Raw genomic sequence first — 23,009 nt, 5'->3', positions numbered from 1 at the left:
TCCGGGGGAGAGGTATGAGGTTCTATTTCACGCTATCAGCCGATTTGGGGTGGATGCAAGGTTGAATGTTTATTGTTGTAGGAAGTAGCTCACGGTATCTTCATGTAGCCCTGTCTTGGTGTGTTTTATTGCCAATATTTCATGCAGGTATGTGAGCTTAAAATATTTCACAATTGTATCGATCTCAGAGAGCCTGTCATATTCCGAAAGATATTCATGTAAATGAGTGAACAGTAGCGATATTCCAAGGAACACTTCCTCGTTCTCTTTCTCAAAAAGTTCAACATCATGTATGCACTTTAATTGCAATACGGCTCCTATAGACAACGTATTTGGAGTGGGTTCATTAGTTCCTTCGAATGGAGCAAACAATTCCGAGTCGAGTAGTTCCTGTAGTTCTCGATGAAGGAGTTCGATCATTCTGAAGATGTCTTGTTTGTTATCTTCAATTTTTCGTCGCTCTTCTGCCTCCTGCGCAATTTCGTGCGCTCTCCGAAGCTCGGCACGTGTTGCTGATAGTTCTTTCTGATTTTGATAGATCGTCCAAAGGAGGCCGATGACACCTACTAGGCCGATAATGGGGTTGAGGGTGCCACCGATGAAGTCACCGAAGACTCCCCAGTCGGCTGGATCGTTGGAGAGATCGTGCCCGGCCTGCAGGTGGAAGTGGTTGTAGTAGATCCAACCGACGATGCAGGATGAAACGATGGCCAGCGCGGCGAGCATACCAAGGATGATCCTAGTTCCACGGCCCTGTTTGTCTGAGTCATTCATCTGCAGTCCTTTTCCTTGATATTGAATAGAGCCGACGCTACCAGCGAGAGGTTTGGTTAGCAATATAGGGAATGGTGTCGTGTGTTCCACGCGGTTAGTGTCTGATGCGTATGGAAAATTGCGCGGATAGGTTGGCCGTGGAACATCTGTTTCACACCCTGGCCAGTAGGTTGATCAGCAGGCGAGACACTTTATGGCCTACTTATGTCCCTGTTGGCCGTTGAATAATCCAAAAAAACAGACTCGACTCGGGTTAGGGTTACCCCTGGCCACTACCGGATGAGAAGCACGCTAATCATGATGCAGAAGATCACCATCACCAGCACGATCTCACGGTGCGCACTTCGCACCTGGGGCGGCCTGTGCCTGGTGAGCGAGGTGATCGGTGTTTGGGAGGTGCTCAAGCTGATCTGGGGTGAGGCGCACCCTCCAGATAAGCAGGTAAGGGTACTGACCCCTTATCCAGACCCCTTATCCATTAATTGTTCCTATCTCTTTGATTAATACCTTCAATTTTATTCTCAGGTAAAGTGTTATAGATTTCATCAATTTCTCTTGGCTCAGTTATCATTTTGTTAGCAATAAAGTTAACAAGCTTAAATAACTTATTAACAGTTACCAGATCATCTTTTAGATCAATCTCGCCTGGATGTACTGCTTCATTTCCTATGACTCTAACGCTGTCTAATGCTTGCTGAACTTTTGGAGGTAATCCTGATTCAACTAAGGCTTTTATATCATTGTTGATGTTGGTTCCAGATTGTCCAAGATGTGCGCATAATTTTTGTATTGATAAGCGTAATAGTGCTGCTGCACCTCTAGGAGATAAGTTAGCTATTGTCCTTGCTTCTTCATAGTCATGCTTTATTTCGTCAGGTAAATCTGAATTTGGTGGCTCAGAAGCTGAGTGAATAGGAAAAATAATTTTATCACCTAGCCATATTGTAGGCGATGAGCAATTTTGACAACTAGATATTAAAAAACTCTCATTTTGGTACTGTTGTCGAAACCCATTTGAGTCAGAAGCCCCCGCCATAAAAAACCAAGATTGCTTTGCATAGACATGGCAGTTAGGGCAATTAAAGGCCTTTAGGCTTTTCTCTGGAGATATGTACTCTCGTTTCATTTAAATCCTTTGTATATTATTTTTCCTAACGCCGCACTCTGCGGCAAATTTGGAGTGCAGCGGAGAATTTGTCCGACAGCAGTGCCTTGTTAAGTTCCGACGCCGTAGCAGTAATAACCAACAACCCTTAGTAACGGCGCAAATTCCAAAGATTCAACGTCTTCAACTTTATCCCAGTTTCTTTCTACTTCTTGGGGATTAAGCCCGCCTAACGTAAAAGCATTCGTTACAGTCGCTCCTGAATTCTCATCTTGCAATCCATTAATATCTTCTACCGGTAAATGACCTAAGTATAAGTCTTGTTTTACAAACAAACCTACCGTTAGTTCTACCTCGACAGTATCATTGTGCCCATTATCAAAAAGAACTTTTGTATCTCCGTAAATTGGTAGTCGCTCATGCTCCCCAGGTTCACTTGGGAATAGACCTTCATCCCATTTTTTTTGAGCTGTTACAAAACAGGACTCCAGTTCGTTACCATCCTCGTCCCATACAGGCTGCGCGTAGAAATCAGGCTGAAGGGTCATCGGCTTAGGCGCGGAACAACTTATACCAAAACTCATATAGCTGCTTCTAAAGTCGCAGAGTACAGGTGCAGTCACTGCGGCTTGCCACTTATGCTTGCCTGTTGAGACAGGGCGATATAAGTCTATTTGAAGTTTTCTAGCTCTTTTTAAGGCAGCCTTTGTAAAACCTGACGGGCACACCAAAGCCCCCTTGTGAGCCCTGACATCTTGGACCAAGCCCTGGAATTCTTCGACGCCTTTAACATCGATTGGCTTTGCGTAGTCTTTGCAATCAATAACTATCTGCATTGTGTACTGACCAATATTTTGCTCAACTAGTACGTCAATTTGCCTTTTCGTTTCGCTATCAACTCCATCAAGCATGACATTATGTTGAACAGTGGCATCAGGGGATAATTTCTTCTGGATCATCGCCACTAAGTACTCAAGTTCTTTCCAGTCAGGTTTCTTATTCTTTGTAGCTTCCGTCATACAGTGGTTCCAACTTGGATTTGAACTTAACAGTATATCAGGCCGCTTACTCAGTATTGGTGATAGTGTGTAGGCGGCATATCATTTGATAACGAGGGGCGTAAAAGACTGCTTTTCCATGCATTAACAACAACCTGGAGTCGTTCCCTCAACCTTTTATTATTCAATAGAATCGATAGCGCCATAGTTTACCCATGATTACATGTAGGGCCTTTCTTACAAATCTTCAGGTTACCTTTAATGACTGTTATTAGGCTGGCTGCAGCCAAAGTCGTTCATCAAGTATGTAGTCCGCTACTGGCCGACTCCTGCCAAAACCACTGAATTCCTCCGCATCCCTACCTGATAAAGTTTCCTATAGCGATTAAAGCGGACGTTAACTGGATTAGATGATGAGATCCTATACTATCCAAAAGCTAACTTGGTTCAGTCCGGCAAGTAAGCTAGTCATCCTTTAGTCGCTTTGATGGTCTACATCTTCCATTATAGGAAAGACGAACATCCTTACTTTTGTTCTTGTTAACCACTTGAAGGTGATACTGAATATCAGAAAACTCAACGTAAATCTTCAAGTCCTCTTTGAACCTCCAGTTGTTATATGTGTTGTCACTCTCCCAATAGTAATACCCCTGTACACTCATTTCCTCAGGGTGATGATCAGACATAGAGTATCCACTAATGCCATGCGCACCTGCTGATAGATGGGTGATTTTTAGTGTTTTCTTGTCCATGCAGATACTTGCTTGCCTATCCTTCATTTCAAGGGCCTCTTGGTCGCCTATGGCTGCAACATATGAAAGTCCTGTACAGGAAAAGCACAAATCAGCCGCAACAAGGTTTGTAGTGCCACTCAAAGCGCAAACCACTGCAATTCCGCGAACTAACTTCAACATCCGACTATAAGTCATAGAAAGCTCCCTGTTATACGTACCGCTAAGCATACTAGACTTCCCCTAACGCTGTAGAAAACCAACATGTACAAAAGACTACTTAAGGGTGGTAGCGGTCATTGCAGATCACGCGTATCACCAGAACCCTGACTCGCGGGGCACTTTGCCTCTGGGGTGGTCTGTGTCTGGTGAGTGAGGTTGTGGGAGAATGGGAGGTGCTAAAGCTGGTTTGGTCACCATTGACGTTATCTGGGGGGCGGTGCTGCCCTGCAATAGCGTTTAACTGCCGTTTAAATTGCCCAGGGCGGCGATTTCGGGGTGATGCGGGTATGACGGCGGCGGTAAAAGGGGCTCAGAGGCGCTCAGAGGCGCTCAGGCGGTGGTTGTGTTTTGGTCGTTTGAGGCTGCCTCGATCTCGTGATCGTGGCCACCTGCGGCGATGAAGCCCTCCCAGGTATCACCCCAGCGGTCGGCCTCTTCCTGGGGGGCGGCTGTTTCGAGCGCCTCTAGGCGTGCGGCCGTATCACCTGGCAGGGGTTCCTGGCCGAGGATCTGCAGTGCTTCTTGTAGTTGTGGGCTGATGTTCATTTCTTGGTTCCTTTATCTCAGAGTCGTTTGATCGGCTGGGGTGGCGGTGTCTTGATCTCTTTTTTCAGTGCGACCTGCTTCTTCTTGAGCTGCTGCTTGGCGGCCTTGGGTCGGCTCAGTTTGCCGGGGTTGGTATCCCAGCCTGGATCGATGCCGACCGGCACACGCTCGACCTCGCCGGTGCGCTTGTTGGTCCAGTTGCGCATGCCGCCCTTGGGTGGCTCGGTGAGGTAGTTGCCGCTGGCGACCAGGCGTTCATGTTCGCGCTTGGAGATCTGGCGCACATGGCACTTGCAGCCCCAGCCGTTGGGCGGGAAGTGGGCATCCCACCAGGGGTGATCGATCGGCAGGATAGTGCCCACCCAGGCGACGTGCTCCTCGCGGTGGTTCTCTGAGGGCCCCAACTGGTAGAGCAGATAGGGGTGGCTCTTCTGGGTGCGCTCGGCGCGTTGCCACTGGCCAGCGGCGCGGGCGGTGCGCAGGTTGGCGTTGTAGATGGTGCGTAGGCGACGCGGGCTGCCGAGCTGGACGATCTTCTCCTCGCCGGTGAGTGGGTCGTCCATCACGCGCTTACCCCACCAGCCGAGTTTCTGCAGTAGCGGGGTGAGCTGGGTGGAGAACTGCTGATAGGTGAGGCCGTGCTCGAGCGCCTCATCGACACCGGCATGCAGTGCCTGCAGGATGTCGGTCTCCATCGCCTTGGCCACGGTGAAGGCGGTGGCGTGCTCTTCGCGCCAGACGTCGCGGAAGTCGAAGCCTGGTTTGAGCTTCTTGGTGCGGAAGTAGGCGAGTGCCTCTTTGGGTACGGGGCCGGGGAAGGTGTTGTCAGCTTGGCTATTCATAGGCATTATTCACAGAGGAGCTATTGCAGGGAGGTGAAGCATGAACATGGAAGCTTTGGCAGCAGGCGCGAAAGCCATCGAGGACGCCATCTACAGGGGCGCAGCGTCCAAAGGGTTTCAGATCAGTGAGATCCAGTGGCATCCCAATCCATTCCAGGTCGGTAAAATCGCGGCCACCAGTCAATTTGAAATGATCGCCACGATTCCGGCGAACGGCATGCCCGCCTATTTCTCTCCTAGCGAGCTTGAAAACTACCCCCTTGGCATCGGTACCGAACTCACCGAGATGAAAATCACGGCTGTTGTCACTCAGCTGGATAAGGTGCGCCACGGCCGGTCGCTTCCGAACGCCATGAGTCATGGCTGACCTTTCCACGCAGTTGTTGCACAACCAAACGACCCACAAGCAAGGAGTATGAAAATGGCACGGAATGAAAAGACCTCGAAGAAAGTTGCATCCATCGCCTCCAAGGGACTTAAAGACCCGAAGAGTCTGACGCCGGGCGAGATTAAATCGCTGGCTGCTACTGCATTGACTCAGGCACCCGACAAGAAGAAGCCTGCCGCTAAGAAGAAACCCGCCGCGAAGAAGCGTTAGTCGATTTCCGAGAGTTCGCATATTCGCGTTACGCAGGTAGTTGGAATTCTGATCACCCCAGACGCCTGAATACTTCGCTCATCATTGATGTCGGCCATGTTCGGGGCCAGCGCCACTACGCTGGCCCCTTCGTGTATTAGGAAGCCGACGGATACACACGGTGTCGCCTCTGGCTCGTCAAACTCAGATAAGTACTGCCACTGCCCCAGCGGCTGCCGACTATCCAGCCATTCCACAAGCACTAACCGCACGTCGGGTTTATTGCTGCTCAACGTCACCCACTCCTCTGGCCTTGAAACTCTGCAGGGCTAGGGTCTTGACCACTTCGGCGCTATCCATCTCCAGTTCGGTGAGACCGGCGAGAAACTCCTCGAAGCTCTGCGACTCGTTGGCCAGCAGCTGGATCGGGTCGACGATCGGGGCGAGCTGCTGCTCCCACTCTTCGAGGGCTTCGGCCTCCAGCTCGTCGATCGCATCGCTCGGTGCGCCTTCGCGGTTGAGCGCGGTGGCGCTGTGGCTGCAGTGTTGTGCGTGGTTCTCGGCGGTGGCGGTGGCGATGGGAGGTGTCGCGGCGGCGGGTGCACTGAGCAGCAGATCCCCGTCCTCTGGATCGGTGAGGCTGAGCTTGTCGCGGATCTCCGACTCTTTCACCTGCAGGCCGAGCGGGACAAACACCTCCAGGGCTTTTGCCAGCGCCTCGATATTCTCGGGCTGCGGTATGTTGATCTCGGCGCGTGGGTAGTTCTCCTGGGGGCCGAAGTTGAGATCGACGAAGGGGCGAATGACGTCGCGGTTGAGAGTCTCGGCCAGATCGGCGGCGTCATCCTCCTGGATATCCTCGCGCACCTCATTGTGCACGTTGGCCTGTGACTGGCTACTGCCGTCGTCGGTGGTCATGGTCTGACCGAGCACCGCCTTGCTGGTCTGCTTGTCGAGCCATTCGGCCAGGCGCTGGAACAGCTCATGACCGCCTGCAGACTTGCCTCCCTCGATAAACTCTATATTCATAGAGTTTGGAATGGCTGCGGCTGCATCGCTGCCGATGTTGGCCACGGCGCTGATCAGCGTGTTGATATCTTCGTTGCTGGCTCCTGGACCGTAGCGGCCGACGCGGATCGGCATACCGAAGACCTCGGCAAAGGCGAGCCAGTCGGTGAGCGCGTAGCTTTTGCACATGTAGGAGACGGCGACCAGGCGCGCCAGACCGCTGCGAATGGGTAGCCCCATTTTTAGCTGTGGCCGATGCACGATGAACTTGTAGGGCTCCAGGGCGATGCCGTTGAGCATGTCGCTTTCATCGAGCAGGCGCAGCTCGCGACCTGTCTCTCGGTCGAATCTAAAGAAGCGCGGGTCACGCCACTCAAAGGCGGCTGGCTGCCAGAGTGCGCCACGGTCCCACATGATCTCGACGGCGCTGTAGCTCTTGCCGAGTGCATCCATGAGTGCTTTTTTCATCGATCTGAACTCGGGGCGGCGGAACTGCTCACGCACCGCCTCGGCGATTTCGAGATCCTTGCTCTCGTCGCTGGCCGCTTCGATGTTGATCGGTAGCTTGGTGACGGCGCGCTTGCGGGTGCCGAGCACTGAGCCGTAGTGCGGCTCGCGCTCCTCCATCTCTTCGGCGAGGGTGAGCTGCTCGTGCGCATCACCCTCGGCGGCACTGCGCAGGATCTGCGCCAGGCGATCGGGGGTGAGGTTCTCGGCGACGGGGTTGTTGCCCCAGATGTTGCGCACGCCGGTGGTGCTGGCGGTGGCGATCTCCTCGGTGAGTAGTTTGGTGCGGATCGGCTGGCCGTTGCGATCAACGATGCGGCTTGTTCTTTCCATTACATGACTCCTCCACGACGTCGACCGAAGCCTGCGGTGGTGCGCACGGTGCGCTGCAGGTCGTCGGCCTTGTTGCTGCGGCGTGGGTTGGTGGCTGAGTGATAGGCGTAGCTCTCGACGTCGCTCAGGCTGGCGAGGTAGGCCATAGCGATGGCGATGGCGCTATCGCCGTGGCGTTTGAAAGCGGCGTTCTTGGTGTCTGAGGTGCGCAGGCCGGGCAGCTTGATGATGCCGTTGATCAGCTGCAGCTGGCGCAGATCGTTTTTGATGTCGGCATCGCGCGGGATCTCGATCACGCCATCCTCGAACGCATTCTGCACCTTGCCCATGTTCTCTCGATACCACTTGTCGTTGAGCATCACCTCGTTGATCAGCGGGCGGCCGTACTTGTCGGCGGTGTACTCGGCCAGCGTGGCACCGCTGCCGGTGGCATCCATGAAGCCACCACCGAAGCGGGGCAGGTGATCGATCATGTGCCAGAGGATCTGCTCTTGCTGGCGGGTCGGTACGTTGTGCATCTCAATGGTGAACGGCACGCTGCGATCGAGGTTCTGCCGGGTAACGATCGGGGCGACGACGGCAAAGTCGGCGTGGCGTGCGTAGTCGCTGCCGTAGTGGTGCTGCTGCTTTGGATTAAGGGCGGTTAAAAGATCGGTTAAACGGTCATTAATCCACTCTTCACACCAGCTGCGCTTGTAGGCTTCGCCCTGGGCGACGAAGTCGTTGTCGAGGGTGAGGCGCAGGATCGGCCGCTCCTCGGGCATGGCGTTCTCGACCAGGATGCCGGGGATGGCCACGCCTGATCCTTCGCGCGGCACGGCGTCCAGCTCCTCGAGCATGGCGGCCTTGTTGGTGTAGCTGTTGCGCACCTTGTCGTACCACGCCTGCTCGTTCTCCCTGGAGTACTCCCACCCCTTCATGAAACAGACGCGCTCGTATAGGCCGTTGGCGACGGCGTTGTCGAACGATACGAAGTAGACCCTGAAGTCGTTGAGCCCGGCGCGTGAATCCTTGATCAGCTGGTTGAAGGGATTGCCTGCACCGTTGTGCGTGGAGATGATGCGGATCTTGCCGCCCCAGATGATCAGCGCGGTGGCCGCATCGATGACCGCTTGCACGTTCTGGTGGAAGGCGGCCTCGTCGATGACGACGATGCCCTGCAGGCCGCGAATGTTGGCGGGGTTGGAGGAGAGGGCGACGATCTGAAAGCCGGTGGCGTAGCGGATGCGATAGGCGGTGATCTGTTTGCTGCTGCCGTCGGGTTGCTGATCTTCAAAGAGGAACACCTCGATGCCGTTCCACCCCTTACCCATTGCCGAGGCCATCACCTTGGCCATGTGGGCGCAGTAGCCGATGAACTCGAGACCCTTCTCCTTGGTGTCGCCGACGTAGTAGACGTTGTCGCCGCCTGCACTTTTTATGCTGGCTGCAGTGATCGCACCATCGAGTGCACTGGCGAAGGTGATGCCGGTGCGGCGACCCTTCTCGGCGATGGCCAGGTCGTGTGCATGACAGAGCTTTATCCAGTCGACCTGGTGCAGCATCAGCAGGCCATCGGCCATCGGGTTATGCCCGGCCGGGATCTCGCGCACGCTGGGTGGCAGCTCCTCCTGGCTGACGGTGCGGATGACGTCCGAGGGTGTAGCGTTCATCACTTAACCCCCAGCACCTGCTCGCGCCAGAACTGTGCCTGGTCGGCGGTGAGCCCCTGCTGCTGTGCGGCCTTGCCGACGGCCTCGGCGGCCTCGTCGAGCGCCTTGGTGCGGGCGGCCTGTTCGATCTGGAACTTGCGGGTGGAGAGGTCTGTACTGATGAGCTTGGGTAGTGCACCAGCGAGTGAGGAGAGCTTCTCCTTATCGGTGCCGTACTCGCGCTCTTCGATGGCATCAACGATCGCAGCGATGCTGGTGGCGATGGTGCCCTGGCTAATGGCGATGTGATCAGCACCGAACACTTGCGCGGCGGCTTTGGCCATTTCAGCCTTCTGGCGTAGTGTTTTGAGCTGTTCCTTCTGCCGCTTGCCGTATCGGCCTACAGCGCTCTTGCTGATTTCGTAGCCCTCTTCCTTGAGCAGCTCGGCGAGTTCGACATAGTCATGAAAGCCACGGCGCACTAGCTCGCCATCGAGCCACGCCTTTACTTCAGGTGGTAGCGTTTCGATGGTGGACTTGCGGCCACGCTGATCGACTGGGGCAGGCTCGGGACGATCACTAGGGTGATAGATTTCCAGTCCGTCTGGCTTGGCCTCTGCCTGCAGGAAGGAGACCCCTGCGTCGGTGATGTAAGCTGCGACCCACTCACTACCCTCAACATAGAGCAGCTGTGCCAAACCGTTATCACCGAGATAGTTGAGCGACCGGCGCACGCGCTCAAGGGTTGGTGAAAGCTCGTGATCTACGCGCACCGTATTAAGGATGGCCTTCTCGCCCATCGGGTGGCCGTCGGCGCGCTGTAGCGCCTGCAGTACTCGTAGGCGGCGGAGTTGGTCGATGTGTTCAGTCGTCATTGGATTCAACCTTGCCGTTGTGTGCACCGATGAGCTGATTCACTGAGCTGGCGATCTTGCTTAGGCGATCGAGTACTGCGCTGAGCGTCCGGCCTTGATCGTCTAGCTTTCTATCAAGGTGATCGTGTTTAACAAACTCACTGTTCATCGTCTCGCGTGTTTCGGTGATTCGCTTGTGCAGGGTTTGATTCTCAGTGTGCTGCTGCTTCGACAGATCGGTAGTCGCATCCTTGTTACCTTTGATCTTGTCGGCGAGGTCTTCGAACTTCTCTTTCACATGCGACTTGTGATCGTTGATGGTGTAACGCACATAACCGATCAGCACTGCCATGATGGTGAGCAGCGCGCCGATTGTTGGCCAACTGACATCACCCACGGCTCTTCTCCCACTGTGACTTACACGGCACGCAGAGGCGTGCGTCGGGCTCCGCCTCGAGGCGCTCGGCATCAAGCACGACGGTGCAGCAGGCGCAGATGCGGTTGCCGTCTTCGTCGTACTCCGGCTCGGGCAGGTCGGCTCTGTCGGCGGCGACTCGTGCCTGGTGGTTTCGTATCGCTGCACGCCGATCGTTTAGCTCGTACTCTTTTGCCTCATCGAACGGGTCAGCGTTGCGCTCGTTGACATACTCGTTCGGGTTTTCTGGTTCGATAGCCACTGCTTATTTCTCCCTGTTGCGTATCCACTCCACGGTGCCGTTGTGGCGCTCCTTGCAGGCGTGGTAGATCTCGGCGGTGTCGATGTGGTTGCTCTTCAAGTCGTTCACGCTGCCCGATCGGGGCAGCGGTAGTTCGGCTGGGCAGCTCTGGGCCATGTCTGCGGGCAGACGGTCAGCGGGGATCTCTGGATCGTCTTCCCAGATTTGCATCGACCCAATGCTGCAGCCCTGCAGCATCAAGGCCGCAACTATTAAGCTCAGGATGGTCGCGCGCATGTTGGCTCTCCTCTGTTTTGATCTGCCGGAATGTGTCCCGCACTTCGGTCTGGCTCTCGGCGTGGGCGACCTCCACCTGCAGGTTCTGCTCGACCTTCTTGGTCTCGCTCTTGATGGCGGTGCCGACGCTGTCGAGCTGCTTGGCGGCGCAGGCGTTACTGGCGTTGGTGTGGCCGCGCAGGTAGGCGAGCGCGGCGACGCTGCTGATCACGACCAGCAGGGCGAAAAAGAGATAGAGGGGATTGGCGGTTAATAGCCGGTTTAACATGCCTTAACTCCTGGCCATCCGGCCTGCAGGTAGCGCGGCTCGAGCTGGTGGAGGATGCGCACCGGGTAGTGGCGGTTCTCCAGCTCTGCCCAGGCGGCGCGATTGGTGTGGTGCTCGACGTGGCCGAACCAGCGGTCGGGGTCATCACCGGCGGCAGCGGCAAGACGGCGGTCCCGTCTCAACCAACCGGGGCCGCCGTTGTATGCAGATAAGGTCATTGCCCAGCGATCGCACTCGGTCACGTCTCTGGCGTGCCAGGGCTTCACACGGTTGAGCAGGTGGCGGTCGTAGATGACCAGGGCAGTCATCGCCCAGCGCGGCGAGAAGGGGGCAGCACCCTCCAGGTGGTCGGGGTAGATCTCGGCGATCCACTTGGCGGTGCTGGGTGTGAACTGTGCCAGGCCATCGGCGTATTGGCTCTGGGCATCAGATCGCCAGGTGCTCTCCTGGTGGATCTGTGCGGCGTAACGGGCGATGGGTGCATCGAGTCCGACATGCGTATGGGCGATGCGGATCAGATCCCGCTTGTAGGCGTTCGCCTTCGATGGGATGCCACCGGCGAGTGCGTTGACGGTGGGCAACAGAATGAGCAGTCCGGCGACCAGGCCGAGCAGCACAAACTGGAGCCCCTGCTTTTCAGCGCGCGCCAGCATCAGACGGCGATACTCAGGCCGACGATGCAGGCGCTGATGATCGCGGCGCGGCGATACCAGGCGGCGTGCTTGCAGCCGAGCGCCTTCTGCTGATCAGGCCGCCCCTCCCTGAACATGGAGCGATCGATCCAGTAGCCGAGGTAGGCAGCGACGGAGATCTTGGCCAGCGACCAGACCAGCACACCGATCTGGTGCTTGGCGGTGAAGGCGATGACGGCGATCAGTAGCAGTGCGGCCAGTAGCCACCAGCCGCCGCGTGCTTTGTCTTGGATGTTCTCGATGAGGTTCACATGATCTCTCCCCTGGTGGTCGTTAATCGAAACGATCAGCTGTAGGGGTTGAGACTATGTGAGTGGGTGGTGCGTGAGGCGAGGGAACGTGTTCCGGGGGAGACCCTAACGGATTAATATCACACTACTTGAATCGCTATGCTGGCACAACATAAAGGAGATTGATGTGGACCTTATCAAGGAAATTATAACGATCTTAAGCTCGCAGGAGTCGTCGTTATCTGATGCGCTATTAAAAACAAAAATTCTCTTACATAAGATTGGGCATAAAGAGCTTGTGGAGTGGGTTAACAATGAGCTGAATGGATATCCTGACAAGTCCTCGGTCCCTGATTATCGAGTTTTACATGCAGAGGTCTTAGCTAATGCCGTCAATCACGCTTATCAGTTTAATCGTATGCAGATTCCGATTGGCCACCTGCCAGAAGAGCAACAAGAAAGTCTTACGAATATTGAGATGGATCAATCATTGGTGTCGCTTGAGAAGCTCGTGAGCAAAGAAGGTAGTCATCTTCGCTCTCCGATACCGATCGAGACAAACTATTTCTTACAAGAAGGGCTCGATGAATCTATTCATATCAACAGTTCCTGGTGTGAGGTTCAGCCCAGTCAGATCATCCAGATATTTATACAGGTGAGATCGAGGTTGTTGGATTTTGTTCTCGAGTTACAGGATGGATTCGGTGAGGGTGCAACTGATGAAGAGTTGAGAGACCGCTCTGGTGAGCTTGATACAAAGGGGCTTTTTGCTACTACGATATTTGGTGATAACGCGAGTATTGGTGATAACGCGATTATCGTTGTTGGAGATAATAACCAGCAGAGCATTGCCAACGTGGCGGTGAAGGGTGACTTCACCTCCCTTTCGGATGTTTTAAAGAAGCACAATGTTGCAGACGATGATATTGCCGAGTTGGAGCGGGCCATCGCGGATGATGGCCAGTTAGATGAAAGCAAAAAAGAGTTTGGTAGTTCAGTAAAGTCGTGGTTGCAGACGATGCTTAGTAAAGCAGTTTATGCAGCCTGGCAAATTGAGCTTGGTATAGCTAGTAATGTGCTCGTTGATGGTCTTAGAAAATTTTATGGGTGGGCGTAAATTGGTGCAGCTAAATGCTGCATGCCTAGAATAGATCACCCTGCTGCTCTTCAATCTCGCCGCGCTCTTTGAGGCGGCGTTTCACTTTTCGGATACCTCGCTCGGTGTAGTGGTGCTGCCGGGCGAGCTGTGCGCCGCTGGCTCCTTCCTTGATGCCGTTGGCGATCTCCAGATCCTTGGCGCGCTTGAGTGACTTCGCGCAGCGTGGGATCTCGATCTCTTCACCGGCGTAGATCTTGACCAGCTGCTGCAGTGCCGGGAAGCCGATCAGCCTGGCGAGCCAGTGGTCGTCGTTCGCCTTGCGCGGTACATAGAGCCAGATACCGCCGCGTGCCTCGACGATCTTGAGCACGCCATCGATGCCGACCACGTCGGCGAGATCCTGGATTGACTGGGGGAAGTGTTCGAGCGGGTTGTCCATGTCACACCTTGGGGATGTAGCCGAGGATGGCGCGGAGTGAGGGCCAGCGGCCGTTGCTCTCGGCCTCGGCGATGATGGCGTCGTGCAGGCGCTTGGGGTTGTGCATGTGGCTCTGCTCTGCCCAGTCACGCTTGGGCCAGAGTTCGTTGAGCCAGCGACCGGCGACCAGCTCCATCGTGTCGGCGGCGGGCACGCTCTCGAGCCCCATCAGCAGCAGCTCGGCCATCGAGCCGCAGACGGTGCGGGTGAACCACTCGGGGATCTGCTCGGGGCTCGGGCAGCCCTTGAGCATCTCGATGGCGGCGGCCGTTTTCGAGAGGGGTTTATTGCTGCTTTGAACGGGGGTTAATGCACTGTCTGTGGCGGGCTGTGCGGCGCTGTTGGTGATGACACCCTCTAACACCTTGCGCAAGTAGTTGTGCTTGGTGAACGGCTGCCAGTTGGGCTGCTGGCGTTTATCACGCATCGCCTCGACGGTTTCCGACATGGCGGCGGCGAGCTGCTGTTCGGTGGCGCGCAGCTGCTGTGATAGCTGAATAACATCATCGGCCAGCACCAGGGCGCGCGACCAGCGCAGCGCCTGGCGGCGTGGCTTGAAGAGGCCAAGGTAGGCGACCAGGTGCGCGGCCGCCTGGCCGATCACCGGCATCTTGCCGAAGAGTTCACGGCCGCTGGCGTCTTCGGTGAGATCCTCCAGGGCGTGCGACATGTTGCAGTGGGGGCAGCTGACGTTCATTGGGCCTCGTAGCGGTTACGCTTGCCGTTGTGTTTGAGGATGACGGTTGGCCGCTTGTCCTCTTCGTCCACGTAGAAGCTGATGAGGGTGCTCCCCTTGGGCAGGTTGAAGAGGATGGTGTGGATGGCGTCTTCGAGGTTGGCCATTGCGATGGCTTCGTCGGTTGGTTTTGGGTATTCGCGGGTCATGATTAGAAGTGCGCCTCTTCGTCTGCTTCGACTGGCTGCCAGTTGTCATTGAGACCGCTACCGGAGAGCGGTACGCAGCTCTCCTCACGGAAGCACTCGTTGGCCTCGCAACGGTGGTGACAGGTGCCGCCGTCTTTGCACTTACGTTTGCCAGCACCTGCTGAGATCCTGCTCAACTCACGGTGAAGCTCTGTCGGTGTATAGCGTTCGATATCTCGCACGACTATTTTCAGCTTTTGTTTGGCATAGCTAACGTCGAGTCCGTATTCGTTGATCATGATTCCTCCAGTTGCATGCACTCGTTAGCAAGGTGAAGGTGAACCGCCTCCAGTGTCTGCATGTGTCGAGTCCAGTTATCTACGCGCACGAATTCTTCGACCCAGTTACGATCGCGACCTAACTTCTCCAGGTATTCGTCTATTGATTCGAGATGGGCACGCTTTTTCTGTTCGACTGATAGAGCGGCGATGATGGCGCGCCAGTGCTTCCCCTCTTTCACCCAGGCGAGGCGCTTCACGCCGGGGGCTTTGTCGTGCTCTGGCTTACCCTTACCGCCGGTGATGTTGTAGGCGATCGCGTCGACGTACTCCCAAGGGAGCTTCATGTCGGCGACCATCGCTTCAACTTTGGTGATGTAGCCCGGCAGACGGTTGTAGTTGTGGGGGCGCTTGCCTTTGGTGAAGACCACGCCGCGCGACTTCAGGTGCTCGATGACATCGTGGCGGCCCTGCTCGTCAAGATCCTTGGAGGAGCGTACGCGGGCGACGGTCCAGAGCATGGCTTTGTAGGCGTCATCCTCGAGGCCGAGGCTCTTCTTGCCGATGTGGATCTTGGCGAGTTCGTCGTTGCGGCTGCTCATGGCTATGCCCTCATCGGCATGACGCCGCCGATGACACCGTCGGAGCGGAATGGAACGATGCTTTCAGGGCCGTGACTGAGGTCGATCTCTGCGCCTGGGAGTGATTCGATCTGCAGCAGGTAGTCTGAGTTGATGTGGATGCCGTTCCCCATGTTGATGGGGTAGCTCTTCTGAATGGTGCCTTTGCCATCACAGCTTGCGCACTCGATCTCATCGCCGTGTACCGCGCCGAATCCATCGCATGTTTTGCACTCGTCGCTGTAGCTGTTGTGGCTATTGCTGAACTCGATCTCACCGGAGCCTTCACACTCTGGGCATCGGGCAACTGACCCTGTGCCGTTACAGCTGGCGCAGGTGCGCTTGGGTGGTTGTTCCCAGGCCGGGATCTTCTCGAATTTTGAGGCGTTGTTGATCGGTTCGATTACCCGGTCTAACGACTCTGGTTTCATAGGTATCTCTGTAGTGACTGATTTCATCAGTGGCACTGATACGATGATGTGACCGTTGGTCGCGTAGGTACGGCCGCTGTAGGTGAACGGCTCGTCGCACCGTCCGTAGTAGCCGGTCGGAGTGCAGAACTGTTTGATATCGATTTCCATGATTAAAGCCCCTCGATCGGTTTGCGGATCTCTTCCCACTCGTCGAGCAGCTCGTGGGTGGCCTTGGTCTTCTCGCCGTGCTCTTCGAGCGCCTCGGCGATTTCGACCAGCTCCTGGGCCATGCGGCTGCCGATGTCGAGTAGCTGGTCGATCTGTTCTGATTTCTTTCCCATGATGGATCTCCTATAACGCTGCGCTCATCTCAGACCCTCCGCTTTGGCGCTTCGCCGGTGAACAGTTCGTTGTTGCCCCAGGTGACGAGGTCGATCTTCTCCAGCCCCTGGGTGAGGGCGAACTGCTCGACGCGGTCGAGGTTGACGCAGATGCGTCGCGCGCTGCCCTTGGCCAGTTCGGCGATGCGGCCGAGCAGGTCGTTGGCGACCTTGACGCGGGTGGTGAAGATGCGGGCGAGGTGCTTGGCGTCGTCGAGATCGGCGGGCTGTGCCTGGACCCAATCGAGCACACGACCGTGGACGCGCTCCCACTTGCGCAATTTATCAGGGAGACGCTCTTCGCCGATGAGCAGGATGGTGCCGCCACCGCTGGCCTCGTAGAGGTCACGCACGATCTCGACTGCCTTCTTGTCGGCGAGGTGGTCCATCTCATCGATGATCAGCGGGCGGTTGCTGAGTGCGAGCTGCTCGGCGGCCTGTTCGGTCATCGAGGCGATGGTGCTGCTGGGTGCGCAGCCCATCTCGGAGAGCACGTTCTCGAGGAAGGCTTTCTTGGTCCAGGCGCTCATGCACTGGACGTAGTAGGCGCGGGTCTTGTTGGCGACATACGCGGCGGCGGTGCTCTTTCCCCAGCCGCTCGGACCGTAGAAGGTGACCATGCCAGGCAGGTGCGGTGCACGCTGCATGGTGCGTTGCACGGCGGCCATGCAGATGGTGACGTTGGCCAGTGGTGCCACGGTCATTGAGTTGACCAGATCAGGTTGTTCGTTCATTGTTGGTTCTCCATTAAAGTGTTTTTAAAGCACGCCTCGCAGTTGCCGCTGCGAGGTTTTTTATTGGGCGATGCTTAGCCCGAATTCTTGATGCACGGTGTGTTCGGCGCTCCACTCGTTGGTGCTCTGGCAGCGCTCATGCCAGGTGCGATCCTGTTCGTTGATCTCTTCCCCTGCGGTGATGGCCGCGTCGAGTTCTGCCCAGCGCTGGTATCGCTGGCGTGGGGTTTGCGGTAGCTCGCGCACCTCGGCCGGTGTCTCCTGCAGCTGCGCGGCGATGGCCAGCTCCTCGGGGGTGAGGGCGCGCTTCTGCGGTGTGCGCTGCTGGTGGGTGGTGGGCATGAACATGCGCACGCTGCCTGGCTTGGGCAGTGGGGTGTTGGTGGTTGGCACCAGGTTGTTGAGTTCGACGCTGTCCATGCGCTGCTCGGCCTTGGCGGCGATCTTGGTCGCCTTGATCATGGCGGTGCGCTGGCGCTTGTGTTCACGCGCGGCGCTGGTGTCACCGAAGCCGGTGGCGTCGATGCACTTGGCCTCGCCGATGTAGCGGCTGTCGAGGGTGTAGAGGTGCACGTTGTCGTGGAGCTTGTCGGGGTCGAACCGCACGACGATCTTTTTGCCTTGGAACTCGTAGAGGGTATCGCTGTGGTAGCGGTTCTTGCCGATGCCGGAGGCCGCGCCTGCATCGAGAATGATGGTGCCGTCGTTGCCGACCTTGATCGCTTCGGCGCTGAGCAGCCAGAGGCGGCGCTGCTCTTCGGTGGCCTTGCGGATGGTGGCTTTCTCGTAGCTCTCGTTGAAGACCTGGTCGTATGACTTCACACCGCCGCATAGCTCGGTGCGACGCAGGGGTTTTGCGTTCCAGGCGGGGATCTCTTTGTCGAGAATGGCGAGGAAGGTGGCCAGTGGGATCGCCTTGCTGCCGTAGCTCTCTGGCTTGGCCATCGGGTTCTCGCCGGTGTAGGCACCGGAGAGGCTGGGGTGCTTGTCAATGTACTCACCGAGGCCGCCGACACCGAAGGCGCGCTCGATCGGTTTGGCCTGGCCGTGACCCTTGCCATTCAATACTGAGGTCCAGTGAACTTTGATGCCCAGCGTGGGCATGATGCCGAGCGGGTCGTCCTCTTTCACCTTGAAGCGATAACGGTTCGCGACGCCGCCAGTCATCCATTTATTGGCGGCTGCTCGCGTGTTATCGATGGTTGCATCGTCAGGGATGCCGTAGTTCTCGATCATGTCGCCAAAGGCGAGGCGCAGCATGTCGGTGTGCTCTGTTTGATCGGTGCGGTAGGCGAGGATCTTGCGGCTGTAGATGTCCTGCCAGAACCAGGTCTTCGGTCGGCCGATGGTGCCGTCGGGCCACATCACAAAGACGTTGTGCTGGTAGCCATCGCCGTTGATCCACTGCATGGCGTGCAGATCTTGAACGTGGCGCTGCTGCGCTGGATACATGCGCATGAGTGCGTGCTCGCCTTCGCGCATCAGTACGCGCAGGGTGAGGGGGATCTCGCGCTCGATGCGACGCTCGAGAGTGCGCAGGCCGGGAATGCTCCAGCCTTCCTCCTGGGCGGCACGACTGAGGCGGTCGTAGCAGGCGGCGGCGGGCTGCTCGAGGCGCAGGTAGTCGGTCTTGAAGAAGTCCCAGGCGTCATTGTCGCAGCTGGCTGTAGCGGTGCGGCCGGTGTAGCCGCTGACCAGGGCGGCGAGCCAGTCGCTGCGATCATAGTGGGTGACCTTGGAGTAGTGGCGGTAGAGGGTCGCCTTGCTCATGCCTGACTGCTCGGCGGCCTGCTTCCAGGCTTCGCTCTTTTTGGTGCCGGTTTCAATGAGCGTTAAAGCGGCATTTATAGCGGCTAAACGATCCTCTGCCTGCTGCTTCTGTTTGGCCGGTTTGGCTTCGTAGTTCTCCCAGAGTCCCTCGCGGCTGTAGTGGTGGATCTCGTCACGCTTGGGGGTTGAGGCAGGGGCTGCCTCTTTGGGCTGCTGCTGGATCAGCAGCGCCGCCTGGGTCTCGGTGGGCAGGGCGCTGATGTGGTACTCCTTACCGCCGCCACGACCGGCGCGCTTGCGGTCTTGCCATTCGCCTTTTTTTGCGCGCCTGATGACGGCGCTTTTGGTCTCTGGCATGCCGGACATGCCCGCCAGTTCCATTGCGCTATACCACTCCCTGGCATTCATCATTCGGCACCCGCGAAGAGATCCAGCTCGGGTTCGTCGCAGGCGACGTTGGCGCGGTGGTAGGCGACACCGCCGAGGATCTTGGTCAGTGCCTCGGCAGTCTCTTCGGGATCGGCCTGATCCTGGTAGAACTGCATCAGTAGGGTCATGCCCTGGCTGATCACCAGCTGCAGCTCGTTGAGATCCATCATCTCGGCCGCTTTCCCGGTAGGGATATCGATCAGCAGCTTGTGACCACGCAGGGCGAGATACTGGGTGACGTAGTCGATGCCACAGGCGTGCTCGTAGGCGGGGATCTTCGAGGCGGGCATCTTGCCGTTGGATAGCCACTTATAGAGGGTGTCTTCGGTCTCATCGATCAGCTCAGCGATGGCAGGAACGGTGCGGCGGTGGTGCTGCCGGGCGTAGTCCTTACAGAGTCGAAATGCCTCGCGTAGATTCGAGGGTTGGAGCCGTCTCCACGCGGCCTTTGTTTTTGGAATTCTCATCGCGTCACCTGTTCAAGATTTATGGGTTGTACGCAGCACGGCGGGCACCTAGTCTGGAAGCATGAAATCGACACGATCATCACGCCGCCTTCTTGGTCGCAGCTGCTGCGGGTTTGGTGGTATTCTCGGATGCGTCCGGGTAGCGGCTTGGCCAGATCTCGGAGGGGGGAACGCCAATCACGTCGGCGATGATCTTCTCGGCTTTTGGCCAGCGACGGGCGAGGGCATTTTTTAATGTGTTGCCGTCCTTGTAACCGTTGGCGAGGGAGAGCCTGCGAAGGCTCCAGCCTTTCTTTTCGAGGGCCGCCTTGATATCCGCACGGTGCCAGTCCTCGGGGGCTGCTTTTTGTGTGTGTTTAGTTGTCCTCATGTGGAAAGACATTACCGCACGAACGTGCGGAAAGCAACACGAACGTGTGCGTCATTGTTTCGCGCTCATGTCAGCGGCAGGTTGTTAATTAATATTGATATATAAAACAGTGTGATAGGTGAACTTTGACCAATAATTCAAACAGTGACTGGGACGCTACGCTTGAAAAATTAAAGGGTGACGCCTTCGCTGCTAGGGTCGTTGAACTGATAGAGGAGTTCAAAAATGTGGCCAATCTCGCACGAGCGTGCGGTTTGTCCGAGAGCGTGATCCGCAAATGGCGTGATGAAAAGTCTGAGCCATCACGACCGAACCTGGTCAAGCTGGCCTATAACACTGGGGTTTCGCTCGAATGGCTGATCCTGGGTGATCACCCTAAATATGTTAATGAAATAGATCGAAATGCCGCTATACGTGGGGCTGGAGCGCTTGATCGTGTGGCATTGCACACTGTACTCAGGCTGCTCGACGAGGCACTCGAAGATCGGGGGCTACGGCTGGACGCCGACAAGAAAGCTCAGGCAATAGACCTACTCTACGATCTATACATGGAAACGGAAAATAAGGATGAGTTTGACGGGAAGAAGGTCGCGAAGATCATCAGCCTGGCTGCTTAGAAACAGGGAAACATGGATAAAATCAATAAACTCAAGGAACTGCTTGGTGAGGCAGTACCAACCGATAAACGCTGTATGTGTAGCGGCAGCGTCGATATCAACATCAATCTCACAATTCGTAAGCGTAAAAAAAAGAGTAGTCGATCCCTTCTAACGGGGAAAACAATCATGGAGCGGGGAACGCCCTATTTGATGAGTGATAAGTGGCTAAGCATGGAGGCAGCAAATGATTAACAAAAAGACTGTATTTGTATCGTTATTGATAGCGAGTGGCACGGCGAGTGCCGAACAACTCAAAGGCGGATATCCTGGGTGCATATCAGAGGATCTTTTTGATCAAATGGTCAGCGCCCTGGTGAAGAAAGACGATAGAGCTGTCGGCTATCTACTAAAAAACGGGTGTGTCATGGCCAAGAGTGGCTTGCCGATCACCGTTCTCGATAGAGGGTGGGGCACATCGAAGGTTCGCGTCTATATAGGTGACCAGTCAGTTGTGCTCTGGACTAACTCCGAAAACATTCAGTAGATGTCGCAATCCAAGTGGCGAGCGGTGGGGCAGGGCAGGCTGTCGCAATTTAAACCCTGCCGCGCGCCACACCCCCTTAAACACCCCTCAAAGCCGCGCCACGCGGGGCTTTTCCCACTAAATCCCGGCCCATCCCGTTATGTCCCGCTTTGTCTCATACCTAGTGACCCCCCACAGCGCTACCAGGCTTACTTTTTAACTAGAAAAACATCACTTCAGATCTGTTTATGAGAATGATTTAGGTGATGTTTTGATCGTAATAAACTCTATCTTAGTCATCATCTTTTTGCATAAATGGTCCACCAACGGCATTTTTTAGCTAAACAGTTCTTCACTATTCGGTATGCAAATCGAACTGATTTGCGACTGTTTTCCGCTTTTTTTATGTGGCAATTGTTAAACATTGTCACAACGATGTGTCCTGAGGTTACAAATCCCCTCTTTTTTGTCTTTATTTACTAGTAGAAGGGTCGTAAAGAGTGGCCGTAAGGCGCTGTTATTGCAGGTAATTAACATTCTGTAACATCTTGTAACACTATGTTTTTGCAAGAAATGTTAACAATTCATAAATACTGCACATTGCCTTGACGATCCCTTATCCTGATTAGTAAGTTTATATCCGAGAGCAGGGGTTGGTTATTGGTCCTGCTAAATGACACGGAACAAGGAGATTGATGATGAAACTGTCGAGCAAAGGTCGTTACGCGGTTACCGCTATGATGGATATCGCTATTCACGATCGTTATGGACCGGTTACGCTGGCCGATATCTCATATAGCCAGGGTATTTCGCTCTCATATCTTGAGCAGCTGTTTGCCAAGCTGCGCAAGCATGGGTTGGTTGAGGGGCTACGTGGACCGGGTGGTGGTTACCGTCTGGGTCGCCCGAGTAGCGATATTACAATCGATCAGATTATTACCGCTGTCGATGAGAAGGCGAATGCAGCTCGACAGCCGACTGCAGAGGGTGAAGATCTGACCCAGACGCTGTGGAACGACCTCAGCGATCAGATCCACAACTTCCTCGGCACCATCACCCTGGCACAGTTTGTTGATCAGCCTAATGTGCAGGAGCTGGTTAAGCAGCAGGAGTTTGTGCAGGGACGGATGTATAACTATCGCAGTAGCGCCGCCTGAAGTGGCTCTTAAGTTGGCGTTGAATGCAACGCTGACTGAAAGCGCCTGATAGCCCCCCTAGGGGGGCAGTTAGGATCATCTAGTGGCGTGCCGAGATGTGGGCAATGCCGAGCATCGCCTGCTGGCAGAAGTGTTTGAAACTTGAGTAGAGCTCTTCGTTAAGTTCACGCTTGCTCGGTTTTCGATCAGCGTAGAAAATGCCGATGGTTCTGCCAGCCACTTTGATTGGCATGGCAAAGAAGGGAGCATCGTCGACGATCTCCTTAACGCTCTCCGTCACCATTATTCTGATGTTGTAGGGAGAGTGGGAGTCGACATAGATCGCCTCACCCGTTTCGAGTAGGTAGCGGAAGACGTTGGCGCTCTCGGGTAGTACGTCAAAACTGAACTCCTGCTTCAATTTAATCGCATCCCATCCCACCGTATAACGCGCCTTGAGCAGTTTCCGATCGGGCGTGAGCATGGCAAACAGCACTCGATCCATACCGACGCCACGTGATATTCCCTCCAGTACCATCTCAATCAGCAGATTGACGTCATTACCACTATCGATGGTA

General features: G+C 55.6%; 36 protein-coding genes. 8 read left to right on the top strand and 28 right to left on the bottom strand.

The window, feature by feature from the left end; genetic code table 11:
- Positions 1-69: 69 nt before the first annotated feature.
- On the bottom strand, positions 70-774 hold the full coding sequence (locus BOW52_RS02980) for a hypothetical protein (protein WP_078482607.1): 705 nt from the start codon (positions 772-774) through the stop codon (positions 70-72).
- A 297-nt stretch (positions 775-1,071) separates the two neighbouring features.
- Between BOW52_RS02980 and BOW52_RS02975 the strand changes: the two genes are divergently transcribed.
- Positions 1,072-1,278, top strand: a complete 207-nt coding sequence (locus BOW52_RS02975; RefSeq protein WP_078482606.1) for a hypothetical protein — start codon at positions 1,072-1,074, stop codon at positions 1,276-1,278.
- Here BOW52_RS02975 and BOW52_RS02970 read toward each other — a convergent pair.
- The 5 genes from BOW52_RS02970 to BOW52_RS02950 form a co-directional block, all read right to left on the bottom strand.
- Positions 1,253-1,900, bottom strand: coding sequence for a DUF4145 domain-containing protein (locus BOW52_RS02970; protein WP_078482605.1), 648 nt, complete (start codon positions 1,898-1,900; stop codon positions 1,253-1,255). The genes BOW52_RS02975 and BOW52_RS02970 overlap by 26 nt on opposite strands.
- Before the next feature lie 89 nt (positions 1,901-1,989).
- Positions 1,990-2,898 carry a restriction endonuclease gene (locus BOW52_RS02965; RefSeq protein ID WP_078482604.1) on the bottom strand — a complete coding sequence of 303 codons (909 nt, stop codon included), beginning with the start codon at positions 2,896-2,898 and terminating at the stop codon, positions 1,990-1,992.
- A gap of 443 nt (positions 2,899-3,341) precedes the next feature.
- Positions 3,342-3,839 carry a hypothetical protein gene (locus BOW52_RS02960; protein ID WP_135621969.1) on the bottom strand — a complete coding sequence of 166 codons (498 nt, stop codon included), beginning with the start codon at positions 3,837-3,839 and terminating at the stop codon, positions 3,342-3,344.
- A 321-nt stretch (positions 3,840-4,160) separates the two neighbouring features.
- The gene (locus BOW52_RS02955) at positions 4,161-4,376 is read right to left on the bottom strand and encodes a hypothetical protein (protein WP_078482602.1); all 216 of its coding nucleotides are present in this window, start codon (positions 4,374-4,376) and stop codon (positions 4,161-4,163) included.
- A gap of 17 nt (positions 4,377-4,393) precedes the next feature.
- Entirely contained in the window at positions 4,394-5,218 is an 825-nt protein-coding gene (locus BOW52_RS02950) for a phage head morphogenesis protein (protein ID WP_078482601.1), read from the bottom strand.
- Between the two features lie 40 nt (positions 5,219-5,258).
- Here BOW52_RS02950 and BOW52_RS02945 point away from each other — a divergent pair, with 40 nt between their 5' ends.
- Positions 5,259-5,585 carry a hypothetical protein gene (locus BOW52_RS02945; protein ID WP_078482600.1) on the top strand — a complete coding sequence of 109 codons (327 nt, stop codon included), beginning with the start codon at positions 5,259-5,261 and terminating at the stop codon, positions 5,583-5,585.
- 54 nt (positions 5,586-5,639) lie between these two features.
- Positions 5,640-5,816 carry a hypothetical protein gene (locus BOW52_RS16940; RefSeq protein WP_172840089.1) on the top strand — a complete coding sequence of 59 codons (177 nt, stop codon included), beginning with the start codon at positions 5,640-5,642 and terminating at the stop codon, positions 5,814-5,816.
- Here the strand turns inward: BOW52_RS16940 and BOW52_RS16935 are convergent.
- The 10 genes from BOW52_RS16935 to BOW52_RS02895 are packed head-to-tail and all read right to left on the bottom strand — an operon-like array spanning position 5,813 to position 12,292.
- On the bottom strand, positions 5,813-6,088 hold the full coding sequence (locus BOW52_RS16935; RefSeq protein ID WP_135621967.1) for a hypothetical protein: 276 nt from the start codon (positions 6,086-6,088) through the stop codon (positions 5,813-5,815). The two genes, BOW52_RS16940 and BOW52_RS16935, sit on opposite strands and share 4 nt — an antisense overlap.
- Positions 6,075-7,643 carry a DUF935 domain-containing protein gene (locus BOW52_RS02935; RefSeq protein WP_078482597.1) on the bottom strand — a complete coding sequence of 523 codons (1,569 nt, stop codon included), beginning with the start codon at positions 7,641-7,643 and terminating at the stop codon, positions 6,075-6,077. The genes BOW52_RS16935 and BOW52_RS02935 overlap by 14 nt, the downstream gene beginning before the upstream one ends.
- Complete coding sequence (locus tag BOW52_RS02930) at positions 7,643-9,295, bottom strand: hypothetical protein (protein ID WP_078482596.1); 1,653 nt, start codon at positions 9,293-9,295, stop codon at positions 7,643-7,645. Before BOW52_RS02930 ends, BOW52_RS02935 begins: the two co-directional genes overlap by 1 nt.
- Positions 9,295-10,149 (bottom strand): DUF3486 family protein, encoded by an 855-nt coding sequence (locus BOW52_RS02925; RefSeq protein WP_078482595.1) that lies wholly within the window; start codon positions 10,147-10,149, stop codon positions 9,295-9,297. Before BOW52_RS02925 ends, BOW52_RS02930 begins: the two co-directional genes overlap by 1 nt.
- Positions 10,139-10,525, bottom strand: a complete 387-nt coding sequence (locus BOW52_RS02920; protein ID WP_078482594.1) for a hypothetical protein — start codon at positions 10,523-10,525, stop codon at positions 10,139-10,141. The genes BOW52_RS02925 and BOW52_RS02920 overlap by 11 nt, the downstream gene beginning before the upstream one ends.
- Entirely contained in the window at positions 10,518-10,805 is a 288-nt protein-coding gene (locus tag BOW52_RS02915; protein ID WP_078482593.1) for a hypothetical protein, read from the bottom strand. The genes BOW52_RS02920 and BOW52_RS02915 overlap by 8 nt, the downstream gene beginning before the upstream one ends.
- Before the next feature lie 3 nt (positions 10,806-10,808).
- Positions 10,809-11,015 carry a hypothetical protein gene (locus BOW52_RS02910; RefSeq protein WP_135621965.1) on the bottom strand — a complete coding sequence of 69 codons (207 nt, stop codon included), beginning with the start codon at positions 11,013-11,015 and terminating at the stop codon, positions 10,809-10,811.
- Positions 10,978-11,349, bottom strand: coding sequence for a hypothetical protein (locus BOW52_RS02905; RefSeq protein ID WP_135621963.1), 372 nt, complete (start codon positions 11,347-11,349; stop codon positions 10,978-10,980). The genes BOW52_RS02910 and BOW52_RS02905 overlap by 38 nt, the downstream gene beginning before the upstream one ends.
- Positions 11,343-12,002 carry a transglycosylase SLT domain-containing protein gene (locus BOW52_RS02900; protein WP_078482590.1) on the bottom strand — a complete coding sequence of 220 codons (660 nt, stop codon included), beginning with the start codon at positions 12,000-12,002 and terminating at the stop codon, positions 11,343-11,345. Before BOW52_RS02900 ends, BOW52_RS02905 begins: the two co-directional genes overlap by 7 nt.
- The gene (locus BOW52_RS02895; RefSeq protein WP_172840087.1) at positions 12,002-12,292 is read right to left on the bottom strand and encodes a putative holin; all 291 of its coding nucleotides are present in this window, start codon (positions 12,290-12,292) and stop codon (positions 12,002-12,004) included. The genes BOW52_RS02900 and BOW52_RS02895 overlap by 1 nt, the downstream gene beginning before the upstream one ends.
- Before the next feature lie 166 nt (positions 12,293-12,458).
- Between BOW52_RS02895 and BOW52_RS02890 the strand changes: the two genes are divergently transcribed.
- Entirely contained in the window at positions 12,459-13,388 is a 930-nt protein-coding gene (locus BOW52_RS02890) for an AbiTii domain-containing protein (protein ID WP_078482588.1), read from the top strand.
- A 25-nt stretch (positions 13,389-13,413) separates the two neighbouring features.
- Here BOW52_RS02890 and BOW52_RS02885 read toward each other — a convergent pair whose 3' ends face one another.
- The 11 genes from BOW52_RS02885 to BOW52_RS02840 all read right to left on the bottom strand — a co-directional run bounded on the left by BOW52_RS02885 (position 13,414) and on the right by BOW52_RS02840 (position 20,173).
- The gene (locus BOW52_RS02885) at positions 13,414-13,809 is read right to left on the bottom strand and encodes a Mor transcription activator family protein (RefSeq protein WP_078482587.1); all 396 of its coding nucleotides are present in this window, start codon (positions 13,807-13,809) and stop codon (positions 13,414-13,416) included.
- A 1-nt stretch (position 13,810) separates the two neighbouring features.
- The gene (locus tag BOW52_RS02880) at positions 13,811-14,545 is read right to left on the bottom strand and encodes a hypothetical protein (protein WP_135621962.1); all 735 of its coding nucleotides are present in this window, start codon (positions 14,543-14,545) and stop codon (positions 13,811-13,813) included.
- Positions 14,542-14,733, bottom strand: a complete 192-nt coding sequence (locus tag BOW52_RS02875; protein ID WP_078482585.1) for a hypothetical protein — start codon at positions 14,731-14,733, stop codon at positions 14,542-14,544. The genes BOW52_RS02880 and BOW52_RS02875 overlap by 4 nt, the downstream gene beginning before the upstream one ends.
- A gap of 2 nt (positions 14,734-14,735) precedes the next feature.
- Positions 14,736-15,011 (bottom strand): hypothetical protein, encoded by a 276-nt coding sequence (locus tag BOW52_RS02870; protein WP_078482584.1) that lies wholly within the window; start codon positions 15,009-15,011, stop codon positions 14,736-14,738.
- The gene (locus tag BOW52_RS02865) at positions 15,008-15,592 is read right to left on the bottom strand and encodes a phage protein GemA/Gp16 family protein (RefSeq protein ID WP_078482583.1); all 585 of its coding nucleotides are present in this window, start codon (positions 15,590-15,592) and stop codon (positions 15,008-15,010) included. Before BOW52_RS02865 ends, BOW52_RS02870 begins: the two co-directional genes overlap by 4 nt.
- A gap of 2 nt (positions 15,593-15,594) precedes the next feature.
- Positions 15,595-16,191 (bottom strand): hypothetical protein, encoded by a 597-nt coding sequence (locus BOW52_RS02860; RefSeq protein ID WP_078482582.1) that lies wholly within the window; start codon positions 16,189-16,191, stop codon positions 15,595-15,597.
- Positions 16,192-16,193: 2 nt separating this feature from the next.
- Positions 16,194-16,364 (bottom strand): hypothetical protein, encoded by a 171-nt coding sequence (locus BOW52_RS16930; protein ID WP_172840086.1) that lies wholly within the window; start codon positions 16,362-16,364, stop codon positions 16,194-16,196.
- 29 nt (positions 16,365-16,393) lie between these two features.
- Complete coding sequence (locus BOW52_RS02855) at positions 16,394-17,137, bottom strand: AAA family ATPase (RefSeq protein ID WP_078482581.1); 744 nt, start codon at positions 17,135-17,137, stop codon at positions 16,394-16,396.
- A 60-nt stretch (positions 17,138-17,197) separates the two neighbouring features.
- A complete protein-coding gene (locus BOW52_RS02850) occupies positions 17,198-19,288 on the bottom strand; it encodes a transposase domain-containing protein (RefSeq protein WP_172840085.1) in 2,091 nt (696 codons plus the stop codon).
- Between the two features lie 26 nt (positions 19,289-19,314).
- A complete protein-coding gene (locus tag BOW52_RS02845) occupies positions 19,315-19,803 on the bottom strand; it encodes a hypothetical protein (RefSeq protein WP_078482579.1) in 489 nt (162 codons plus the stop codon).
- Positions 19,804-19,882: 79 nt separating this feature from the next.
- Entirely contained in the window at positions 19,883-20,173 is a 291-nt protein-coding gene (locus BOW52_RS02840; protein WP_078482634.1) for a helix-turn-helix domain-containing protein, read from the bottom strand.
- Positions 20,174-20,298: 125 nt separating this feature from the next.
- On the opposite strand from BOW52_RS02840, the gene BOW52_RS02835 reads away from it, so the two are divergent.
- The 4 genes from BOW52_RS02835 to BOW52_RS02820 all read left to right on the top strand — a co-directional run bounded on the left by BOW52_RS02835 (position 20,299) and on the right by BOW52_RS02820 (position 22,452).
- Positions 20,299-20,790 (top strand): helix-turn-helix domain-containing protein, encoded by a 492-nt coding sequence (locus tag BOW52_RS02835; RefSeq protein ID WP_078482578.1) that lies wholly within the window; start codon positions 20,299-20,301, stop codon positions 20,788-20,790.
- A gap of 12 nt (positions 20,791-20,802) precedes the next feature.
- Positions 20,803-21,024 (top strand): hypothetical protein, encoded by a 222-nt coding sequence (locus BOW52_RS02830; protein WP_078482577.1) that lies wholly within the window; start codon positions 20,803-20,805, stop codon positions 21,022-21,024.
- Complete coding sequence (locus BOW52_RS02825; protein ID WP_078482576.1) at positions 21,017-21,316, top strand: hypothetical protein; 300 nt, start codon at positions 21,017-21,019, stop codon at positions 21,314-21,316. Before BOW52_RS02830 ends, BOW52_RS02825 begins: the two co-directional genes overlap by 8 nt.
- A gap of 677 nt (positions 21,317-21,993) precedes the next feature.
- Positions 21,994-22,452, top strand: a complete 459-nt coding sequence (locus BOW52_RS02820; RefSeq protein ID WP_078482575.1) for an Rrf2 family transcriptional regulator — start codon at positions 21,994-21,996, stop codon at positions 22,450-22,452.
- A 79-nt stretch (positions 22,453-22,531) separates the two neighbouring features.
- On the opposite strand, the gene BOW52_RS02815 is transcribed toward BOW52_RS02820, so the two are convergent.
- Positions 22,532-22,975, bottom strand: coding sequence for a GAF domain-containing protein (locus tag BOW52_RS02815; RefSeq protein ID WP_269087626.1), 444 nt, complete (start codon positions 22,973-22,975; stop codon positions 22,532-22,534).
- Between the last annotated feature and the right edge of the window lie 34 nt (positions 22,976-23,009).

It is taken from the genome of Solemya pervernicosa gill symbiont (assembly GCF_002020875.1).
In the GTDB taxonomy this organism is placed as follows: Bacteria; Pseudomonadota; Gammaproteobacteria.
This window is presented reverse-complemented; position numbering and strand designations above follow the sequence as displayed.

Coding starts and splice junctions, on each gene's coding strand:
- BOW52_RS02980 (WP_078482607.1), bottom strand. CDS start 774: ATGAATGACTCAGACAAACAGGGCCGTGGAACTAGGATCATCCTTGGT.
- BOW52_RS02975 (WP_078482606.1), top strand. CDS start 1,072: ATGATGCAGAAGATCACCATCACCAGCACGATCTCACGGTGCGCACTT.
- BOW52_RS02970 (WP_078482605.1), bottom strand. CDS start 1,900: ATGAAACGAGAGTACATATCTCCAGAGAAAAGCCTAAAGGCCTTTAAT.
- BOW52_RS02965 (WP_078482604.1), bottom strand. CDS start 2,898: ATGACGGAAGCTACAAAGAATAAGAAACCTGACTGGAAAGAACTTGAG.
- BOW52_RS02960 (WP_135621969.1), bottom strand. CDS start 3,839: ATGCTTAGCGGTACGTATAACAGGGAGCTTTCTATGACTTATAGTCGG.
- BOW52_RS02955 (WP_078482602.1), bottom strand. CDS start 4,376: ATGAACATCAGCCCACAACTACAAGAAGCACTGCAGATCCTCGGCCAG.
- BOW52_RS02950 (WP_078482601.1), bottom strand. CDS start 5,218: ATGAATAGCCAAGCTGACAACACCTTCCCCGGCCCCGTACCCAAAGAG.
- BOW52_RS02945 (WP_078482600.1), top strand. CDS start 5,259: ATGAACATGGAAGCTTTGGCAGCAGGCGCGAAAGCCATCGAGGACGCC.
- BOW52_RS16940 (WP_172840089.1), top strand. CDS start 5,640: ATGGCACGGAATGAAAAGACCTCGAAGAAAGTTGCATCCATCGCCTCC.
- BOW52_RS02935 (WP_078482597.1), bottom strand. CDS start 7,643: ATGGAAAGAACAAGCCGCATCGTTGATCGCAACGGCCAGCCGATCCGC.
- BOW52_RS02930 (WP_078482596.1), bottom strand. CDS start 9,295: ATGAACGCTACACCCTCGGACGTCATCCGCACCGTCAGCCAGGAGGAG.
- BOW52_RS02925 (WP_078482595.1), bottom strand. CDS start 10,149: ATGACGACTGAACACATCGACCAACTCCGCCGCCTACGAGTACTGCAG.
- BOW52_RS02910 (WP_135621965.1), bottom strand. CDS start 11,015: ATGCAAATCTGGGAAGACGATCCAGAGATCCCCGCTGACCGTCTGCCC.
- BOW52_RS02905 (WP_135621963.1), bottom strand. CDS start 11,349: ATGTTAAACCGGCTATTAACCGCCAATCCCCTCTATCTCTTTTTCGCC.
- BOW52_RS02900 (WP_078482590.1), bottom strand. CDS start 12,002: ATGCTGGCGCGCGCTGAAAAGCAGGGGCTCCAGTTTGTGCTGCTCGGC.
- BOW52_RS02885 (WP_078482587.1), bottom strand. CDS start 13,809: ATGGACAACCCGCTCGAACACTTCCCCCAGTCAATCCAGGATCTCGCC.
- BOW52_RS02880 (WP_135621962.1), bottom strand. CDS start 14,545: ATGAACGTCAGCTGCCCCCACTGCAACATGTCGCACGCCCTGGAGGAT.
- BOW52_RS02875 (WP_078482585.1), bottom strand. CDS start 14,733: ATGACCCGCGAATACCCAAAACCAACCGACGAAGCCATCGCAATGGCC.
- BOW52_RS02870 (WP_078482584.1), bottom strand. CDS start 15,011: ATGATCAACGAATACGGACTCGACGTTAGCTATGCCAAACAAAAGCTG.
- BOW52_RS02865 (WP_078482583.1), bottom strand. CDS start 15,592: ATGAGCAGCCGCAACGACGAACTCGCCAAGATCCACATCGGCAAGAAG.
- BOW52_RS02860 (WP_078482582.1), bottom strand. CDS start 16,191: ATGGAAATCGATATCAAACAGTTCTGCACTCCGACCGGCTACTACGGA.
- BOW52_RS16930 (WP_172840086.1), bottom strand. CDS start 16,364: ATGGGAAAGAAATCAGAACAGATCGACCAGCTACTCGACATCGGCAGC.
- BOW52_RS02855 (WP_078482581.1), bottom strand. CDS start 17,137: ATGAACGAACAACCTGATCTGGTCAACTCAATGACCGTGGCACCACTG.
- BOW52_RS02850 (WP_172840085.1), bottom strand. CDS start 19,288: ATGGAACTGGCGGGCATGTCCGGCATGCCAGAGACCAAAAGCGCCGTC.
- BOW52_RS02845 (WP_078482579.1), bottom strand. CDS start 19,803: ATGAGAATTCCAAAAACAAAGGCCGCGTGGAGACGGCTCCAACCCTCG.
- BOW52_RS02840 (WP_078482634.1), bottom strand. CDS start 20,173: ATGAGGACAACTAAACACACACAAAAAGCAGCCCCCGAGGACTGGCAC.
- BOW52_RS02830 (WP_078482577.1), top strand. CDS start 20,803: ATGGATAAAATCAATAAACTCAAGGAACTGCTTGGTGAGGCAGTACCA.
- BOW52_RS02825 (WP_078482576.1), top strand. CDS start 21,017: ATGATTAACAAAAAGACTGTATTTGTATCGTTATTGATAGCGAGTGGC.
- BOW52_RS02820 (WP_078482575.1), top strand. CDS start 21,994: ATGAAACTGTCGAGCAAAGGTCGTTACGCGGTTACCGCTATGATGGAT.